The 17,150-nt window shown below is 62.3% G+C and carries 17 protein-coding genes and 1 other RNA gene; 5 read left to right on the forward strand and 13 right to left on the reverse strand.

The window, feature by feature from the left end:
• Positions 1 to 14: 14 nt before the first annotated feature.
• From MESCI2_RS0114510 to MESCI2_RS0114520, 4 genes are all read right to left on the reverse strand, one after another.
• Entirely contained in the window at positions 15 to 839 is an 825-nt protein-coding gene (locus MESCI2_RS0114510; RefSeq protein ID WP_027037218.1) for a TIGR00282 family metallophosphoesterase, read from the reverse strand.
• A 69-nt stretch (positions 840 to 908) separates the two neighbouring features.
• Entirely contained in the window at positions 909 to 1,496 is a 588-nt protein-coding gene (locus MESCI2_RS0114515; protein ID WP_027037219.1) for a 5-formyltetrahydrofolate cyclo-ligase, read from the reverse strand.
• A 96-nt stretch (positions 1,497 to 1,592) separates the two neighbouring features.
• Positions 1,593 to 1,748: non-coding RNA, 6S RNA (gene ssrS / locus MESCI2_RS1000000136835), on the reverse strand.
• A gap of 25 nt (positions 1,749 to 1,773) precedes the next feature.
• Positions 1,774 to 2,199, reverse strand: a complete 426-nt coding sequence (locus tag MESCI2_RS0114520) for a DUF4345 domain-containing protein (RefSeq protein WP_027037220.1) — start codon at positions 2,197 to 2,199, stop codon at positions 1,774 to 1,776.
• A gap of 148 nt (positions 2,200 to 2,347) precedes the next feature.
• Here MESCI2_RS0114520 and MESCI2_RS0114525 point away from each other — a divergent pair, with 148 nt between their 5' ends.
• The 5 genes from MESCI2_RS0114525 (at position 2,348) to msrB (ending at position 6,338) form a co-directional block, all read left to right on the forward strand.
• Positions 2,348 to 3,187, forward strand: a complete 840-nt coding sequence (locus MESCI2_RS0114525; protein WP_027037221.1) for an AAA family ATPase — start codon at positions 2,348 to 2,350, stop codon at positions 3,185 to 3,187.
• An 86-nt stretch (positions 3,188 to 3,273) separates the two neighbouring features.
• On the forward strand, positions 3,274 to 3,720 hold the full coding sequence (locus MESCI2_RS0114530) for a GNAT family N-acetyltransferase (protein WP_027037222.1): 447 nt from the start codon (positions 3,274 to 3,276) through the stop codon (positions 3,718 to 3,720).
• Positions 3,721 to 3,727: 7 nt separating this feature from the next.
• Complete coding sequence (locus MESCI2_RS0114535; protein WP_027037223.1) at positions 3,728 to 4,918, forward strand: vWA domain-containing protein; 1,191 nt, start codon at positions 3,728 to 3,730, stop codon at positions 4,916 to 4,918.
• Positions 4,919 to 4,937: 19 nt separating this feature from the next.
• Complete coding sequence (locus tag MESCI2_RS0114540) at positions 4,938 to 5,735, forward strand: MBL fold metallo-hydrolase (RefSeq protein ID WP_027037224.1); 798 nt, start codon at positions 4,938 to 4,940, stop codon at positions 5,733 to 5,735.
• A 198-nt stretch (positions 5,736 to 5,933) separates the two neighbouring features.
• Entirely contained in the window at positions 5,934 to 6,338 is a 405-nt protein-coding gene (msrB, locus tag MESCI2_RS0114545; protein WP_027037225.1) for a peptide-methionine (R)-S-oxide reductase MsrB, read from the forward strand.
• A gap of 102 nt (positions 6,339 to 6,440) precedes the next feature.
• Here the strand turns inward: msrB and MESCI2_RS0114550 are convergent, their stop codons facing one another.
• The 9 genes from MESCI2_RS0114550 to livM form a co-directional block, all read right to left on the reverse strand.
• A complete protein-coding gene (locus MESCI2_RS0114550) occupies positions 6,441 to 6,752 on the reverse strand; it encodes a hypothetical protein (protein WP_027037226.1) in 312 nt (103 codons plus the stop codon).
• Between the two features lie 7 nt (positions 6,753 to 6,759).
• Positions 6,760 to 7,200 carry a hypothetical protein gene (locus MESCI2_RS0114555; RefSeq protein WP_027037227.1) on the reverse strand — a complete coding sequence of 147 codons (441 nt, stop codon included), beginning with the start codon at positions 7,198 to 7,200 and terminating at the stop codon, positions 6,760 to 6,762.
• A gap of 174 nt (positions 7,201 to 7,374) precedes the next feature.
• Positions 7,375 to 7,635 carry a DUF2312 domain-containing protein gene (locus MESCI2_RS0114560; RefSeq protein ID WP_013529099.1) on the reverse strand — a complete coding sequence of 87 codons (261 nt, stop codon included), beginning with the start codon at positions 7,633 to 7,635 and terminating at the stop codon, positions 7,375 to 7,377.
• A 157-nt stretch (positions 7,636 to 7,792) separates the two neighbouring features.
• The gene (gene pyc, locus MESCI2_RS0114565; protein ID WP_027037228.1) at positions 7,793 to 11,251 is read right to left on the reverse strand and encodes a pyruvate carboxylase; all 3,459 of its coding nucleotides are present in this window, start codon (positions 11,249 to 11,251) and stop codon (positions 7,793 to 7,795) included.
• Positions 11,252 to 11,542: 291 nt separating this feature from the next.
• Positions 11,543 to 12,661, reverse strand: coding sequence for a branched-chain amino acid ABC transporter substrate-binding protein (locus MESCI2_RS0114570; protein ID WP_027037229.1), 1,119 nt, complete (start codon positions 12,659 to 12,661; stop codon positions 11,543 to 11,545).
• 137 nt (positions 12,662 to 12,798) lie between these two features.
• Complete coding sequence (locus MESCI2_RS0114575) at positions 12,799 to 13,146, reverse strand: DUF6867 family protein (RefSeq protein ID WP_023811804.1); 348 nt, start codon at positions 13,144 to 13,146, stop codon at positions 12,799 to 12,801.
• Positions 13,147 to 13,258: 112 nt separating this feature from the next.
• On the reverse strand, positions 13,259 to 13,987 hold the full coding sequence (locus tag MESCI2_RS0114580; protein WP_027037230.1) for an ABC transporter ATP-binding protein: 729 nt from the start codon (positions 13,985 to 13,987) through the stop codon (positions 13,259 to 13,261).
• The gene (locus MESCI2_RS0114585) at positions 13,987 to 15,555 is read right to left on the reverse strand and encodes an ATP-binding cassette domain-containing protein (RefSeq protein ID WP_027037231.1); all 1,569 of its coding nucleotides are present in this window, start codon (positions 15,553 to 15,555) and stop codon (positions 13,987 to 13,989) included. Before MESCI2_RS0114585 ends, MESCI2_RS0114580 begins: the two co-directional genes overlap by 1 nt.
• A complete protein-coding gene (livM, locus tag MESCI2_RS0114590) occupies positions 15,555 to 17,150 on the reverse strand; it encodes a high-affinity branched-chain amino acid ABC transporter permease LivM (RefSeq protein ID WP_027037232.1) in 1,596 nt (531 codons plus the stop codon). Before livM ends, MESCI2_RS0114585 begins: the two co-directional genes overlap by 1 nt.

Consider the following 17,150-nt stretch of genomic DNA (forward strand, 5'->3'; position numbering starts at 1 on the left):
TGCCTATATCAATGTCAGGACCAGAAGGACGGTGCGGTTTCCTCCAGTCGTGGCCCGCGACGAAACGGCGCGATCCGCTCGGTCAGCCCGGTGCGGTCGGAAATATCGACACCGACGCCGCACAATGTCGCCGGTCCGGTCGCCGCCTCGAAGCGGCCTTTCGGCACTTTCGACAGGAACCGGTTGAGCGGCTCCTCCTTGTCCATGCCGAGCGAGGAATCATAGTCGCCGCACATGCCGGCGTCGGAAATATAACCGGTGCCGCCGTTGAGGATCTGGTGATCGCCTGTCGGCTGGTGGGTGTGGGTGCCGACGACGAGGCTGGCACGGCCATCGACGAAATGAGCGAAGCACATCTTTTCCGAGGTCGCCTCGGCGTGAAAGTCGATAATCACGGCATCCGCCTGCTCGCCGAGCGGACAGGCGGCAAGCTCGCGTTCGCCGGCCTGGAAGGGATCGTCGAGCTCGGGATGCATGAACACCCGGCCCATGATGTTGGCGACCAGCACGCGCGCGCCGCTCCTGGCGATGTAGACCCCGGAGCCGCGCCCGGGCGTGCCTTTGGGAAAGTTCGAGGGGCGCAGGAAGCGCTCTTCGCGCGGCGCGAAGGCGAGCGCGTCGCGCTGGTCCCAGACATGGTTGCCGGTGGTGACGACATCGGCACCGGCCGCGATCGTCTCGCGAAAGATATCTTCGGTGATGCCGAAGCCGCCGGCGGCGTTCTCGCCATTGACGATGACGAAATCGAGCTTGAAGTCGGAGATCAGGCCAGGCAGCTGTTCCCACACCGCCGTGCGCCCTGTCTTTCCAACCATGTCACCGAGGAAGAGAAGTCTCATATGATCCCGCACCGAAGGTCAGCGAAAGCTGCATGACGCCAGTGAAGATCATGCGTCCCTTGTACTTATCTACAATTTTGGCGCGAAGCGGCGCAACCCGCTCTCGGTCAGTATTTCCGGAATGACGACGTCATGTTCCTCATCCGGCACCATTCCCACCTCCTGGCAGTCGAAGGCGATGCCGACCAGCCGCGGCGGCTGTCCCTTGTCGATCAGCTTGGCGATGGCGCGGTCGTAATAGCCGGCACCATAGCCGATGCGATGACCGCGCGCATCGAAGGCGGCGAGCGGCACCAGCATCACCGAGGGGTCGAGCACCTCGGCTTCCTCGTGCGGGCCGACCGTGCCGAAACCCATCTCGACCATCGGCGCGCCGCGCACCAGTTCGCGAAAGACGATCGTGGTTTTGTCGAGAATGGCCGGCAGGCAAAGCCGTGCGCCCTTTTCGCGCAAGGCAAACATCAGCGGCCGAACGTCGACTTCCGAGCGCATTGGCCAGAAGCCGGAAACGATCTGGCCCGGCTCGACATGGAGATGATCGCGTGCCGTCTCGGCCATTTCAAGCGCGACTTCCACCCGCCAGAATTCATCGAGCGCATCGCGGCGCCCGAGGGCCTCGCGGCGAAGCTGCTTTTTCAGGTCTTTGAGAGAGGTCATGCAGCCAGGGTAGAAAAGGTCAGATCTGGATGGAGTGTTGGGAGCGACGTTTTCCACCGCATCATCCACCGAAATGCGGGGACGCGTGGCAATAAGTGACGATCCACACAACCGGTGGAGAGAGCGATCCCGGGAACCTACAAAGTAGGTGGGCGCCGTGTGAGAAAACCCACGGGTCTTCCCAGGGACAGCTCCCTAAGGATCGTTAAGGCCCCGGGGAAAATGTTCTCCTGCCGGGAAGCACAGACCGTCCCGCCCAATATAGGCTGCCGGTCGACTAAGCGCCAGTGAGACGGGCATTCTCAGTGGCTTTATTCGCGACACGCCCCTGCCACCAGACCAGCGCAGGCACTGCCAGGAGTTCGACACAAAGGCCGGCGATGTGCCCAAGGGATGGCGCACCGACCCAGAGCAGCGAGAAAAGCCGCGCCAGACCGCCGGCAAACGTGCAGGCGGCAAGCAGCCGGAACCGCTCGGTCTTGGTCTCGATACCGGGAATACAGCTGTACCAGGCGAGACCGATGGCCAGGAAAAATCCGGACAGGAAGCGGAAATGGCTGTCGAGATCGACCGGCCAAGGCGCCGTGACATGCAGGAACTCCGGCCCCGACAGCACCCCTCCCATGCCGACCAGAACCGGCGTCGCCGCCAGCACGGCGACAACGATCTGTAGCGCCGTCTTGCCGAATGTCTGTTCTTTCACGCTGCCACCCTTCAGCCTGCTGAGCGGTCTTGCGTTATAGCAACGGACATTTCCGTCTCGGGTTTCAAGCCCTTTCGTCGCAGCCGGCTCACCCTTGCACAGGCGGAGCACCGTCCTTACGGTCGCGATGACCAACCGAGGAGCAAGAATGCGTTTTGAAGGCACGGCGGCCTATGTCGCCGACAAGGATCTGATGGTGGCTGTCAACGCGGCGATCGCGCTGGAACGGCCCTTGCTGGTCAAGGGCGAGCCCGGCACCGGCAAGACGGAACTCGCCCGCCAGGTGGCGGCGGCACTTGGCCTCGACCTGATCGAATGGCACGTCAAGTCGACGACGCGTGCGCAGCAGGGCCTGTACGAATATGATGCCGTCTCGCGCCTGCGCGACAGCCAGTTGGGCGACGAGCGCTTTAACGACATCAGGAACTACATCAAGCGCGGCAAACTCTGGGAGGCCTTCGCCGCCGGCAGGAAGGTCGTGCTCTTGATCGACGAGATCGACAAGGCCGACATAGAATTCCCAAACGATCTCCTGCAGGAACTCGATCGGATGGAGTTCTTCGTCTACGAGACCGGCGAAACCATCCGCGCCGCCGTCAGGCCGATCGTCATCATCACCTCCAACAACGAGAAGGAGTTGCCGGACGCGTTCCTGCGCCGCTGCTTCTTCCACTACATCCGCTTTCCCGACGTCGACACGTTGCACAAAATCGTCGATGTCCACTATCCCGGCATCAAGCAGAACCTGGTGCGCGCGGCGCTGACCCAGTTCTACGAAATCCGCGACGTGCCCGGCTTGAAGAAGAAGCCGTCGACCTCCGAGGCGCTCGACTGGATAAGGCTGCTGGTCGCCGACGACATCGCGCCGGAGGATTTGCGCGCCGATCCGAAGAACGCGTTGCCCAAGCTGCATGGCGCATTGCTGAAGAACGAGCAGGACGTGCATTTGTTCGAGCGGTTGGCGTTCATGGCACGAAGGCAGCAATAGGTCAGCAGCAGCGCTTTCCCTTCCGTGGACCGTTGCCCGAAGCTGAACAGGCAGGCAGCCTCGGCCAAACCTTCAGAGGAGATGACATGTCTGAGATTACCGTCCGCCCGCTCGCGCAGTCCGACCATGCCGACTGGCGGCGCCTGTGGACCGACTACCTCACCTTCTACGAAACCAAGCTTCCCGAAGAGGTCTACGCCGTCACCTGGAAGCGGCTATTCACGGAAGGTGAGTTCGAGCCGAAAGGCTTCATCGCCACATCAGACGGCAAGGCGGTCGGCCTCACCCACTATCTCTACCACCGCTCCGGCTGGTCGGAGCATAACAACTGCTATTTGCAGGACCTGTTCGCCGATCCAGACGTGCGCGGCAAAGGCATTGGTGCTGCGCTGATCAAGGCGGTGCAACAAGAAGCTGCGAAAATCGGCGTCAAGAATGTCTACTGGATGACGCACGAGACCAACACCACCGCTCGCAAGCTCTACGACCATGTCGCGCGCCGGACGGGCTTCATCGAGTACGATCTGCTGTAGATAGACCATGTTCATTCCCTTCTTCCTCGAACTGAAGGCAGCGCGCGTTCCCGTTTCGCTCAGGGAATATCTGTCGCTGCTGGAAGGGCTGGAAGCCGGGCTGGTCGACTACGACGTCGAAGGTTTTTATTACCTCGCCCGTGCGGCGCTGGTGAAGGACGAACGCCATATCGACCGCTTCGACCAGGTGTTCTCGCACGTCTTCAAGGGCATCGAAGCACTGGGCGGGCCGGATGCCGTCGATGTCGCCAACATCCCTGAGGAATGGCTGCGCCGGCTCGCCGAAAAGCACCTGACCGACGAAGAGAAAAAGCTGGTCGAGGCACTCGGCGGCTTCGAAAAGCTGATGGAGACCTTGAAGCAGCGGCTTGAGGAGCAGAAGGGTCGCCACCAGGGCGGCTCGAAATGGATCGGCACCGGTGGCACCTCACCGTTCGGCGCCTATGGCTACAATCCCGAAGGCGTGCGCATCGGCCAGCATGAAAGCCGCAACCGTCGCGCCGTGAAAGTCTGGGACAGGCGTGAGTTCAAAAACTTCGACGATGCGGTCGAGCTCGGCACCCGCAACATCAAGATCGCGCTGAAGCGCTTGCGCCGCTGGGTGCGCGAGGGCGCCGAGGAAGAGTTCGACCTGCCCGGCACCATCCACGCCACGGCCGAACACGGCTATCTCGACGTGCAGACGCGGCCAGAGCGGCGCAACGCGGTGAAGCTTTTGATGTTCTTCGATGTCGGCGGCTCGATGGACGACCACATCAAGAGCGTCGAGGAGCTGTTTTCGGCCGCCCGCGCCGAATTCCGCCAACTCGAATATTTCTATTTCCACAACTGCCTCTATGAGGGTGTGTGGAAGGACAATCGCCGCCGGCATGCCGAGGTGATTCCGACCTTCGACCTGCTCCACAAATATGGGCCGGACTACAAGGTGATCGTTGTCGGCGACGCCTCGATGAGCCCTTACGAGATCGCTCACCCCGGCGGCTCGGTCGAGCACTGGAATCCGGAGGCAGGCAGCGTCTGGCTCGGCCGTCTGCTGCAGCAATGGCCGAACGCGGTATGGCTGAACCCCGAAAACCCCGGGAACTGGGGCTACACCCATTCGATTGCGATGATCCGCGACATCTTTGGCGGCCGCATGTTCCCGCTGACTTTGGCCGGGCTTGAAGGCGCGACCAAGCAGCTTTCAAGAAAGCACTGAAAGACCGACAGGAGATCCGATGACCTGCTTCCTCTGCCTGCAATGCGGCGTCCAGTTCGCGGCAACAGAGACGCCGCCGGAGCACTGCCCGATCTGCGAGGACGAGCGGCAATATGTGCGCTGGGAGGGCCAGGCGTGGATCACGCCGGAGCAACTCGCTGACGGACACCGGCTTGTGATGAAGGACGACGCCGGCGTGCTCGCCTTCGGCATCGAGCCACGCTTCGCCATCGGCCAGCGGGCGCTGCTGGCGCAGACGCCGCACGGCAACGTGCTGTGGGACTGCGTTTCGATGGTCAGCGAGGAGGCGGTGGCCGAGATCAACCGCCGCGGCGGCCTGGCGGCGATCGCCATTTCGCACTGCCACTATTATTCGGTGATGGCCTGTTGGAGCGAGGCGTTTGGCGGCGTGCCGATCTATCTCCACGCCGACGACCGCCAATGGATCATGCAACCGCACAAGGCGATCGTCAGCTGGGAAGGCGAGACGCTGGCCATAAACACTTCGCTGACGCTCATCCGCTGCGGTGGCCACTTTGCCGGCGGTCAGGTGCTGCACTGGAAACGCGATGACGGCGACGTCTTGCTGGCCGGCGATATCCTGCAGGTGACGCCGACGCGCCGCCATGTCAGCTTCATGTACAGTTATCCGAACTACATTCCGCTCAACGCAGCGGCCGTGCGCCGCATCGCGGCGTCACTGGAGCCATTCGCTTTCGACCATATCTACGGCGCGTGGTGGAACCAGAATGTCATCGGGGGCGCAAAAGCGGCGTTGGCTGCTTCGGTCGATCGCTATCTCAGGGCGATCGCATAAAGATCACGATCGAAAAATGCGGGCAAATCGCGTAACAAATGCCTATCTTGGTGCGAATATGAGGCTGCAATCCGCGCATGACCCCGAACCTCTGGTTCGGAAAGGATCATGCGCAAAACCAAAGTACCACAGCGTCCTTTGCGCGTCCGATGGACGCGCGGCGCTGTAGGAGCGAGCCGGCAAGGCTGAGGAGATCACATGGACACCCACACCTACCCTGTAACCCGCACCGACGCCGAATGGCGCGCCCGGCTGACGCCGGAGCAATATGCCGTCATGCGCGGCCACGGCACCGAGCGGCCGGGAAGCTGCGCTTTGCTCTACGAGAAGCGCGCCGGCACCTTTTCCTGCGTCGGCTGCGACCAGCCTTTGTTTGAATCCAAGCTGAAGTTCGAGAGCGGCACCGGCTGGCCGAGCTTCAACGACCCGGTGCCGGGCTCGGTCGAAAACACCGTCGACCGCAGCTACGGCATGGTTCGCACCGAATGCCATTGCGCCCGCTGCGGCAGCCATCTCGGCCATGTCTTCGAGGACGGCCCGCCGCCGACCGGCCTGCGCTATTGCATCAACGGCGTGGCACTGAAATTCGAGCCGTCGGCTTGAACCGAAATTCGATTGAATGAATGAGAAGGGCGGCTGCGGCTGCCCTTTTTCATTTGCTCAACCGGAAGCCGGCCAACGCGATGGGCGCCCGTGTCCGCGCTGTCAGACCACGACCGTCAGGATCAGCCATAATGTGGCGCCGAGCGTCATCAGCGACGCCTTGGCGCCACTGGCCTTTTCCGTGGTTCGCCATACGGCAAAGGTCAGAAAGATGTTGTAGGGCACCGGTGCGAAATGCACCGCCAGAACCAGTGCGAGCGGCAGCTTCAGTCCGAGCAGGATGATCGCGGCCACCAGAGATGCGACGTTGAGCGCCGTGCCGACAAGAACAAGGTCGCGCCAGAACAGCCGGTCGAGCGGCACCTGGCCTTGCCAGCGTGAACGGAAAAAGGAGCCGATACCCTCTGGCAACACCGGATGTCTATCCCTGCCTCAGGACTTCGGTTACCGCGCGCTCGAAGCGCGAACATTCGGTCACCAGCCAGTCGGCCATGGCTGGCCAGTTGTCCTCGGCATAGCAGTTCACCCGCCACATCGAATTGATGCCGAGACCCCCGCAACTCTGTTCCGGCCTGAGCTTCAGCCTGGCTTCGATATCAGGCTGGAACGGCTTCAACCGCGACCAGGCTTGCGTGGCGCCGAACTTCTCGTTGCGGCCGAAGAAGACGCCGACCTGGCTCTGCGCCGGCGCGACATACATGGAAAGGACCAAGGCGAAGTCGGGCAGCCCGCGCTGCCAGAACCAGGGTCCGCGCCTCGCCATCAGAGCCCTTTCTTCCGGATGCCGCTCGGCGAACAGCGTCCAGAAGCCGCGCTGGCGGAATTCAGAGGCGCGGCGGGCGCCGAAGTCGAATTCGCTCATAGCTCGATGCTCGCTCCGGCATCATGCTCGGCCCGAGACTGTTTCGAAATTCGCTCTGGCGAGTCATATGGTGGTGGTTTCGAGAACCGGAGCGGAGCGTACTTAAAGTACGCGAGCACCGGAAGCGCAGAAAACGCCATCAGATGGCCGCCGGAGTAGAATTTCCAGACAGTCCTACACCATGCCGAGTGCGGCCTTATACAGATCGAGGATGGTTTCCTCTTCCTGACGCTCGGCCTGGTCCTTCTTGCGCAGCCGGATGATCGTGCGCATCGCCTTGGTGTCGAAGCCGGTTCCCTTGGCCTCGGCGAACACTTCCTTGATGTCGTCGGAAATCGTCTTCTTCTCTTCCTCAAGCCGCTCTATGCGCTCGATGAAGGCACGCAGCTGGCCGGCGGCAACAGTCTGGCTGGTATCGGTGATATCGTCGGCCATTTTTTTCTCCAAAAGAATCGGCTCCGCGACTCGCGGACGACTGCGACAAAATTTGAGCCGGTTCGATGCCCGACCGGCGGCGGCGGGTCAAGCCGTTATCGACCAAGCCACAAGGGGCTGCCGCCAGAAGCCGACAGCCAGTCCGTTTTGCGAACTCTTAATTGAAAGCGATCAGCAGATCCTTGGCATCGATCTGGTCGCCTGCCTTGACCAGCACCTCGCCGACCGTGCCGTCGCGCTCGGCATGCAGCGCCGTCTCCATCTTCATCGCTTCGATGGAAAGCAGCACGTCACCGGCCTTCACAGCCTGGCCGGTAGCCACCGAAAGCGCCGAGACGACGCCCGGCATCGGCGCGCCGACATGCGCCTCGTTGCCGGGCTCGGCCTTGCGGCGAGCCTTGGCGGCGGACGCGCCATGCGCCCGGTCGGGCACCTTGACACGACGCGGCTGGCCATTGAGCTCGAAGAACACTGTGACCATGCCCTTCTCGTCGACATCGCCGATGGCCAGGCAGCGCACCACCAGCGTCTTGCCCTTCTCTATGTCGACGAAGATCTCGTCTTCCGGCTTCATGCCGTAGAAATAGGTCGGCGTCGGCAGGACGCTGACCGGCCCATAGGTTTCCTGGGCACCGGCGAAATCCGTAAACACCTTCGGATACATCAGCCACGAGGCGAATTCGAACTCCGACAGCTTGCGCTCGAGCTTCTCCTCGATTTCCTTGCGGTTGGCCTTGAGGTCGGCTGGCTTGAGCAGCGAGCCGGGCCGCACCGTGATCGGCTTGTCGCCCTTAAGCGCCTTCCTCTGCAGCGCCGCCGGCCACCCGCCTGGCGACTGGCCGAGATCGCCGCGCAGCATCGAGACGACCGAATCCGGGAAGGCGATGTCCTTGTCCGGGTTTTCGACATCGGCAACGGTGAGATCCTGACTGACCATCATCAATGCCATGTCACCGACGACCTTGGAGGACGGCGTCACCTTGACGATGTCGCCGAACATCAGATTGACGTCGTGATAGGTCTGCGCCACCTCGTGCCAGCGCGTCTCCAGTCCGAGCGAGCGCGCCTGTTCCTTCAGATTGGTGAACTGCCCGCCCGGCATCTCATGCAGATAGACTTCCGAGGCCGGCCCCTTGAGGTCGCTTTCGAAGGCGGCGTACTGGTTGCGCACCGCTTCCCAGTAGAACGAGATCTTCCTGATCCATTGCGGGTCGAGACCGGGGTCGCGTTCAGTGCCCTTCAGCGCCTCGACGAGCGAGCCAAGGCATGGCTGCGAGGTGTTGCCGGAGAAGGCATCCATCGCCGCGTCTATGGCATCGACGCCGCTTTCCACCGCCGCCAGCACCGTCGCCGCCGACAGGCCCGACGTGTCGTGGGTGTGGAAATGGATCGGCAGGTCGGTCGCCTCGCGCAGCGCCTTGAACAGCACGCGTGCCGCCGCCGGCTTCAGCAGGCCGGCCATGTCCTTGACGGCGATGATGTGGGCGCCGGCCGCCTGCAATTCCCTGGCCAGGCCGACATAATATTTGAGGTCGTATTTCGCCCGCGCCGGATCGAGGATGTCGCCGGTGTAGCAGATCGCCGCTTCGATCAGCTTGCCCTCGGCGCCGACCGCATCCATGGCGACGCGCATGTTGTCGACCCAGTTCAGGCAATCGAAGACCCGGAACAGGTCGATGCCGCCGCTTGCTGCCTGCTTGACGAAATGCTGCACGACATTGTCGGGATAGTTGGTGTAGCCGACGCCATTGGCGCCGCGCAGCAGCATCTGCAGCAACAGATTGGGCGCTGCCTCACGCACCAGCGACAGCCGCTCCCACGGATCCTCGGTGAGGAAGCGCATGGCGACGTCGAAGGTGGCGCCGCCCCAGCATTCCAGCGACAGAAGCTGCGGCAGGGCACGCGCATAGGTGCCGGCGATGCCGGCAATGTCATGCGTGCGCATGCGGGTGGCGAGCAGCGACTGATGGCCATCGCGCATCGTCGTGTCGGTGACCAGCACCTCTTTCTGGTCACGCATCCAGGCGGCGAATTTCTCCGGTCCGAGCACATCGAGCTTCTGCTTGCTGCCGCCGGGCACATTGCCGTTGAGGTAGGGCACCACGGGTGCGGCCGCATCGGCCTTCGGCTGCGGCCGGCCGCGCGTCTCGGGATGACCGTTGACGCTGACATCAGCGAGATAGTTGATGAGCTTGGTGGCGCGGTCCTGGCGCTTGACCTGCTGGAACAGCTCCGGCGTCGTGTCGATGAACTTGGTCGTATAGGAATTATCTGCGAAGCTCGGATGGTTGATGATCGCTTCGAGGAAGGTCAAGTTGGTGGCGACGCCGCGGATGCGGAATTCACGCAGCGCCCGGTTCATGCGGGCGATGGTCTCGGCCGGCGTCGGCGCCCATGCCGTCACCTTCTCCAGCAGCGGATCGTAGAAACGGGTGATAACCGCGCCGGAATAGGCGGTGCCGCCATCGAGACGGATGCCGAAGCCTGTTGCGCCGCGATAGGCGGTGATGCGGCCATAGTCCGGGATGAAATTGTGCTCGGGATCTTCGGTGGTGATGCGGCACTGCAGCGCATGGCCGTTCAGCCTTATGTCCTTTTGTGCCGGCACGCCCGATTCCGGCGTGCCGATGGCAAAGCCGTCGAGGATATGGATCTGCGCCTTGACGATGTCGATGCCGGTCACCTGCTCGGTGACGGTGTGCTCGACCTGGATGCGCGGATTGACCTCGATGAAGTAGAATTTGCCGGTATCGGCGTCCTGCAGGAACTCGACCGTGCCGGCGCCGATATAACTGGTCTCGCGGGCGATCTTCAGCGCATGGCCGCAAAGCTCCTCGCGCTGCGACATTTCGAGATAGGGCGCCGGCGCCCGCTCGACGACCTTCTGGTTGCGGCGCTGGATCGAACAGTCGCGCTCGAACAGGTGCACGGCATTGCCATGGGTGTCGCCCAGCACCTGCACCTCGACATGGCGAGCGCGTTCGATCAGCTTTTCGAGATAGACCTCGTCCTTGCCGAAGGCGGCTTTCGCCTCACGCTTGCCTTCGGTGACTTCACGGGCAAGGTCGGCTTCGGCGCGGATGGCGCGCATGCCCCGGCCGCCGCCGCCCCATGATGCCTTCAGCATCACGGGATAGCCGATTACCTTGGCCAGTTTCTTGACCGCCTCCATGTCATCCGGCAACGGATCGGTGGCGGGGATCACCGGCACCCCGACCTCGATGGCGAGATTGCGCGCCGCCACCTTGTTGCCGAGCCGCCGCATCGTGTCCGGCTTCGGCCCGATGAAGGTAATGCCGGCTTCGGCACAGGCGTCGGCGAATTCGGGACTTTCCGACAACAATCCGTAGCCGGGATGAATAGCATCGGCACCCGACAGCCTGGCGACGCGGATCACCTCCTCGATCGACAAATAGCTTTCGATCGGCCCCATGTCCCTGGTCAGATGCGGCCCGCGTCCGACCTGGTAGCTCTCGTCGGCCTTGAAGCGATGCAGGGAGTATTTGTCTTCTTCGGCCCAGATCGCCACGGTTTTGAGGCCGAGTTCGTTGGCCGCGCGGAAGACGCGAATGGCGATTTCGGACCGGTTGGCGACGAGGATCTTCGTGATAGCCAAGGACTGGGCTCCAGCAACGGAAGGAAGAGAAATCGGCGCAATGATTAGCGTGAAAATGCTGCAGTGCAAACGAAATTGACACGCATTTAAACCGATTGAAATGGAATCATTGCGCCAGAGGCCCCTCGCATTCATTCAAACAGCTGGAAAAAGCGCCGGCTTTGCGGTTAACGCGCGATCATTTCCCGGCTAAGGACCCGGCTGCATCGGCCGCCGCCTGAACATGATGGCAAAAGAAAATGCCCGGCGCGAGGCGCCGGGCATCCGTAAATGGTCTGGAGACTGACGAGCTTACATCTTCTGGATGTAGGTGTACTTGCCGTCGTCGCCCTTCTTCCATTCGTACATGACGTAGCCGGGCAACGTCGGGTCGCCCTTGGCGTCATAGGACAGGTCGCCGAGCACGGTCTTGAACGGGCCGTTTTCATGCAGCGCCTTGGCAACCGCCTGCGGATCGTTCGACTTGGCAGCGGTGGCTGCCGCGGCGATCGCCTGCATGGCTGCGTAGGAGTAGAGCGTGTAGGCTTCCGGCTCGAAACCCTGCGCGCGGAACTTCTCGACGAGTTCCTTGTTGGCGGGGATCAGGCGCGGATCCGGACCGAACGTGTTGAGCGTGCCCGCAACCGCGTCGCCCGCGATCGAAGCCAACTCGTTCGACACGATGCCGTCGCCGGAAACCAGCGTCGCCTTGAGGCCCTGGTCCGCCGCCTGACGGATGATCAGGCCGGCTTCGGTGTGCAGGCCGCCCCAATAGATAATCGAAACGCCGGCTTCCTTCATCTTGGCGATCAGCGCCGAGAAGTCCTTGTCGCCGACATTGATGCCTTCATACATGACTTCCGTCAGGCCCTTGGCATTCATCGCCTTCTTGGTTTCGTCGGCAAGGCCCTGACCGTAGGTGGTCTTGTCGTGCACGACTGCGATCTTGGCATCCTTGAAGTTGGCGGCCAGATAAGCACCGGCGATGCTGCCCTGCTGGTCATCGCGTCCGCAGGTGCGGAACACGTTCCACAGGCCGCGTTCGGTGAACTGCGGGTTGGTCGCGGCAGGCGTCACTTCGACGATGCCGTTTTCCGCATAGACTTCCGAGGCCGGGATCGAGACGCCGGAGTTGAAGTGACCGACCACGAACTTGACGCCGTCGCCGACGAACTTGTTGGCGACCGAGATGCCCTGCTTCGGATCGGAAACGTCGTCGCCGACTTCGAGCTTGATCTGCTCGCCATTGATACCGCCAGCCGCATTGATGTCGGCGACAGCAGCTTCCGCACCCTTCTGCAACTGCGCGCCGAAGGCGGCATTCGGACCGGTGATCGGGCCAGCGACGCCGACCATTACGTCAGCCCACGCGGCACCACCGAACGCGACAAGCGCGGTCAGGGCGACGGCGGACAAAAGTGACTTTTTCATTTAAACGCTCCCATTAACGGAGTGGGCGTGGATGAAGCTTTCATGCGATGCCCACCCTTATCGCAGAAAGCATAGTTTGCCGATTTTCAGGCACTTGTCACGCCGATTCAATTTCGAGGCGGCGTTAATGATGAACGTCAACCTTTCGGTTTCCAGCTCAGGAGTGAAGCTCTTTCGTAGAGCCAATTATACTGTGTCACCATCTGGTTGGTGCGCGTGTATTGATAGCCGACGAAGCCGAGGATCATCAGCACGATGGTGTCGACGACATAATAGTGCAGCGAGAACATGGTGCCGCCGAACAGCGCGTGATGGATGAAGCGGATCGCGATGCCGAGGCCCAGCATATAGGCGAACAGCTGGATGAAGCTGCGCCACGTCTGAGCACTGGCCTTGCCCGTCATCCACGCCGCCCAGCCGCCCAGCAGACAGGTGACGAAGAAGAACTGCCAGATCGAGGGTTCCTCATAAAGAATGCCCTGCATGGTGAAGTCTCCTTAGCATGATCCCGAAAAGTTGCGGACTTTTCGGACAAAGATCATGCGACAAACAAACAATCTGGAGCGGAATGGCGAATGCACGCATTCCGCTCCGAACTCAGTGGTGCCCGCCTTCGAGATAGGCGGCGCGCACTTCCGGATTGGCGAGCAGTTCCTTGCCGGTGCCGCTCATCGTCACATTGCCGTTGACCATGACGTAGCCGCGCGTGGCGAGCTTGAGCGCACCGAAGGCGTTCTGCTCGACCAGGAATACCGTCAGCCCCTGAGTGCGGTTCAGTTCGCGGATGGCGTCGAAGATCTGCTTGACGATCAGCGGCGCAAGACCCAGCGACGGCTCGTCGAGCAAAAGCAGCTTCGGTCGCGCCATCAGCGCGCGTCCGATCGACAGCATCTGCTGCTCACCGCCCGACAGCGTGCCGCCGCGCTGGGTGATGCGCTCTTTCAATCGCGGGAACAGCGTGAACACCTTCTCGACGTCCTCGTCATAGTGCTTGAGGTTGTCGAGGCTGGCGCCCATCTGCAGGTTTTCCATCACCGTCATGCGCGGAAAGATCCGCCGGCCCTCGGGCGACTGGGCAATGCGCATGCGCGCGATCTCGTGCGTCGGCATCTGGGTGATGTCGGTGCCGGCAAAGGTGATGGTGCCGGCGCGAGCCCGCGGCGCGCCGAAAATGGTCATCATCAGCGTCGACTTGCCGGCGCCGTTGGCGCCGATCAGTGCCACGATCTCACCTTGGTTGACGGTGACATCGACGCCGTTCAGCGCCCGGATGTTGCCGTAATAGGTCTGCACGCCCTTGATATCGAGCAGCGTTGTCGCGGCCATCACTTGCCCCCTCCACGCTTGCCCGCCACGGGCTTGGCAGCGGTCTTGCTCGCGGTCTTTCCGGAGGCTGCCTTTGCAGTCTTTGCGGAAGCATGGCTTGTCGCCACCTTGCCCGCGTCGACGCGGCGCGAGAATTCCGTGTCCTTGCCCTGGCCGAGCAGCCTGGCCTGTTTGACCCATTCCTCGCGCGCGATACGTCCGTCAAAGGCGAGATAGGCTTCGGCGGCCTCGACGTCGGCCTTTTTCCAGGCGCCGATCTGGTCGAAGTGGAAGATGCCGTGATCGTTGAGCTTCTTCTCGTTGACCGTGCCGATGCCCTTGATGCGGGTCAAATTGTCGGCCTTGCCGCCGCGAGGCGCCGCCAGCCGGTTGGAGATCTCTCCAGCCTTTGCCGGGGCCTTGACCGCCGGCTTGGCCGACGCGGTGGACTTCGCCGCCGTGCCGGTTGCCGCCTTTGAAGCCGCTTTCGGAGCAGGCTTTGCCTTCGCCGCCGGCACGGCTGCCAGCGAGGCTGCCTTGTTTGCCGCGGCGAGCGACCTGGCGTCGACCTGACCGGCCTTTGACGCTCCCTTGGCCACCGTAACCCGCTCGCCCGAACTATGGCCGACCGTGTCGGTCACCGGCCCAGCGAGATAGGACGACGATGTTCCCGGACCATGCGCGGCATCCGGCCCTGTATCGAGCTGTTCGATGACATCTTCGTCACCGACTTCGGTGAGGACCGCCTCGACTTCTTCGTCGTCGACGCCGAGATAGGCGGCGATGACGCGCGGATCGGTGCGCACCGACTGCGGACTGCCATCGGAAATCTTGCGGCCATACTCCAGCACCACGACATGGTCGGAGATCTGCATGACCACCGACATGTCGTGCTCGATCAACAGGATCGAGGTGCCGGATGTGTTCTTGATGTCGATCAGCAGATCGTTGAGCGCCGCCGATTCCTTCGGATTGAGGCCGGCCGCCGGCTCATCGAGGCACAGAAGCTCGGGTCCCGTGCACATGGCGCGAGCGATCTCGAGACGGCGCTGCGCGCCATAGGGCAGGTCGCCGGCCGGGTCGTCGGCACGGTCGACAAGATCGGCCTTTTCCAGCCAATGCTTGGCGAGTTCCACTGAATCCGCCGAGGCCTTGCGATAGCCGCTGAAGCCGAACAGGCCGAGGACCGTGTAGCCCGATGCCTTCATCAGTTTGTTGTGCTGGGCGACCAGCAGGTTCTCCAGCAGGGTCATGCCGGAGAACAGGCGGATGTTCTGGAAGGTGCGCGCCACCTTGGCGCGCGCCGGGATCTCATGGTTGGGCAGCCGCTCGAGCAGGAAGGTCGAACCATCGTTCCGGTTGAGCGTGATCATGCCTTCCGAGGGCTTGTAAAAGCCGGTGATGCAGTTGAACACCGTGGTCTTGCCGGCGCCGTTGGGGCCGATCAGCGCGGTGATCTCGCCGCGCTTGGCGGCGAAAGACAGATCGCCGATGGCCACTAGGCCACCGAACTTCATCGACAGGTGATCGACCTGAAGGATAGCGTCGTTCATGCCCGAAGTGGCTTTCTGAACAGGGTTCGCATTCATCAGCCGTGTCCTTCCTTGGTGAAGGAGCTTGAGACAGCCTTTCGCTCCTTGAGGAAGGCGGTTGGTTCGCGACTGCCGACGAAGCCGCGCGGCTTCCACAGCATGACGATGACCATGGCCATGCCGAACAGAAGCATGCGGTAGAGTTCCGGTGTGAAGTCCGGCCCGAAGACCTGCTTGAGGAAGTCGAGTTCGCGCAACGCCTCGGTGCCGCCGATCATCACCATTGCGGCGACCGCGATGCCGACCAACGAGCCCATGCCACCGAGAACGACGATGGCCAGGATGATGGCCGATTCCAGGAAGACGAAGGATTCCGGGCTGACGAAGCCCTGCCGTGCAGCGAAGAACGCGCCGGCGAAGCCGCCGAACATCGCACCCGTGGCGAAGGCTGTAAGCTTCGTGGTGGTGGTGTTGATGCCGAGCGAGCGGCAGGCGATCTCGTCCTCCCGCAACGCTTCCCAGGCACGGCCGACCGGCATGCGCCGCAGCCGGATGGTGACGAAGGCCGTCAGCAGCGCCAGCGCCAGGATCAGGTAGTAGAGGAAGATCTTGTAGTAGGCGCTCGAGGTCGCGAGATGCAGCACCTTGGCGATGTAATTGGGGTCCGACACGTTGAAGGTCATCAGGCCGAAGAAGGTGACCTTCGGGATGCCGGAAATACCGGCCGAACCGTTGGTGACCTCACGCCAGTTGATCAGCACCAGGCGGATGATCTCACCGAACGCCAAGGTGACGATCGCCAGATAGTCGCCGCGCAGGCGCAGCACCGGGAAGCCGAGCAGCACGCCCCAGAAGGCGGCCATGGCGCCGGCGGCCGGCAAAAGGATCCAGAACGACAGGCCGTACTGCGTGCCGAGCAGCGCATAGGCATAGGCGCCGACCGCGTAGAAGGCGACATAACCGAGGTCGAGCAGGCCGGCGAGGCCGACGACGATGTTCAGGCCCCAGGCCAGCATCACATAGATCAGGATCTGGATGCCGAAATTGTCGACCCATTTCAGCGAACCTTGCAGCCCGCCGACGAACGACCAGGACATCAGCGACAGGATCGCCACCACCAGGATCGGATAGAGGATCAGCGCGGCAATGCCGAGTTTGGTGAAGTTGGCATGGATGAAGCCGCGGAAATAATAGATCACGCAGGCCAGCACATAGATGACCGCCAGGGCGCGCAGGAATTGCAGATAGCCTGCCGGCTCCGCTCCCACCCATCCGACGAGAGAGCTGTTGACCGCAAACAACAACACTGCCGCGACCAGGGCCACGATGAACGCCGGCAACTGGAAGAAGCGTGACGCCACGCTGGCCGGCAGCAGGCCGGTGGCGACGTCGGTGATCTTCTGGTTGGCCAGGAAGGGCTGGCCATAAGCGACATAGAGGAAGCGCCCGATGGCCGTGGCGATCACCACCACGGCAAGCAGGCCCCAGCGCGTCGTCAGGACCAGTTCATTGGAAATGTTCTGGCCGGTCTTCAGGCCGATGAACAGCACGAACAGGCCAAACGATATGGCAGCGGCATAAAGCGCCTCACGCAACGCGCGCTGCATGGGGGTGGCGACGATGTCGCGCTCCGGAGATACGTTGACGGCCAT

This window comes from Mesorhizobium ciceri WSM4083, from assembly GCF_000519305.1.
Taxonomy (GTDB): Bacteria; Pseudomonadota; Alphaproteobacteria; order Rhizobiales; family Rhizobiaceae; genus Mesorhizobium; species Mesorhizobium ciceri_B.

Coding starts and splice junctions, on each gene's coding strand:
- MESCI2_RS0114510 (WP_027037218.1), bottom strand. CDS start 839: ATGAGACTTCTCTTCCTCGGTGACATGGTTGGAAAGACAGGGCGCACG.
- MESCI2_RS0114515 (WP_027037219.1), bottom strand. CDS start 1,496: ATGACCTCTCTCAAAGACCTGAAAAAGCAGCTTCGCCGCGAGGCCCTC.
- MESCI2_RS0114525 (WP_027037221.1), top strand. CDS start 2,348: ATGCGTTTTGAAGGCACGGCGGCCTATGTCGCCGACAAGGATCTGATG.
- MESCI2_RS0114530 (WP_027037222.1), top strand. CDS start 3,274: ATGTCTGAGATTACCGTCCGCCCGCTCGCGCAGTCCGACCATGCCGAC.
- MESCI2_RS0114535 (WP_027037223.1), top strand. CDS start 3,728: ATGTTCATTCCCTTCTTCCTCGAACTGAAGGCAGCGCGCGTTCCCGTT.
- MESCI2_RS0114540 (WP_027037224.1), top strand. CDS start 4,938: ATGACCTGCTTCCTCTGCCTGCAATGCGGCGTCCAGTTCGCGGCAACA.
- msrB (WP_027037225.1), top strand. CDS start 5,934: ATGGACACCCACACCTACCCTGTAACCCGCACCGACGCCGAATGGCGC.
- MESCI2_RS0114555 (WP_027037227.1), bottom strand. CDS start 7,200: ATGAGCGAATTCGACTTCGGCGCCCGCCGCGCCTCTGAATTCCGCCAG.
- MESCI2_RS0114560 (WP_013529099.1), bottom strand. CDS start 7,635: ATGGCCGACGATATCACCGATACCAGCCAGACTGTTGCCGCCGGCCAG.
- MESCI2_RS0114570 (WP_027037229.1), bottom strand. CDS start 12,661: ATGAAAAAGTCACTTTTGTCCGCCGTCGCCCTGACCGCGCTTGTCGCG.
- MESCI2_RS0114575 (WP_023811804.1), bottom strand. CDS start 13,146: ATGCAGGGCATTCTTTATGAGGAACCCTCGATCTGGCAGTTCTTCTTC.
- MESCI2_RS0114580 (WP_027037230.1), bottom strand. CDS start 13,987: ATGGCCGCGACAACGCTGCTCGATATCAAGGGCGTGCAGACCTATTAC.
- MESCI2_RS0114585 (WP_027037231.1), bottom strand. CDS start 15,555: ATGAATGCGAACCCTGTTCAGAAAGCCACTTCGGGCATGAACGACGCT.
- livM (WP_027037232.1), bottom strand. CDS start 17,150: ATGGCCGTCAACGTATCTCCGGAGCGCGACATCGTCGCCACCCCCATG.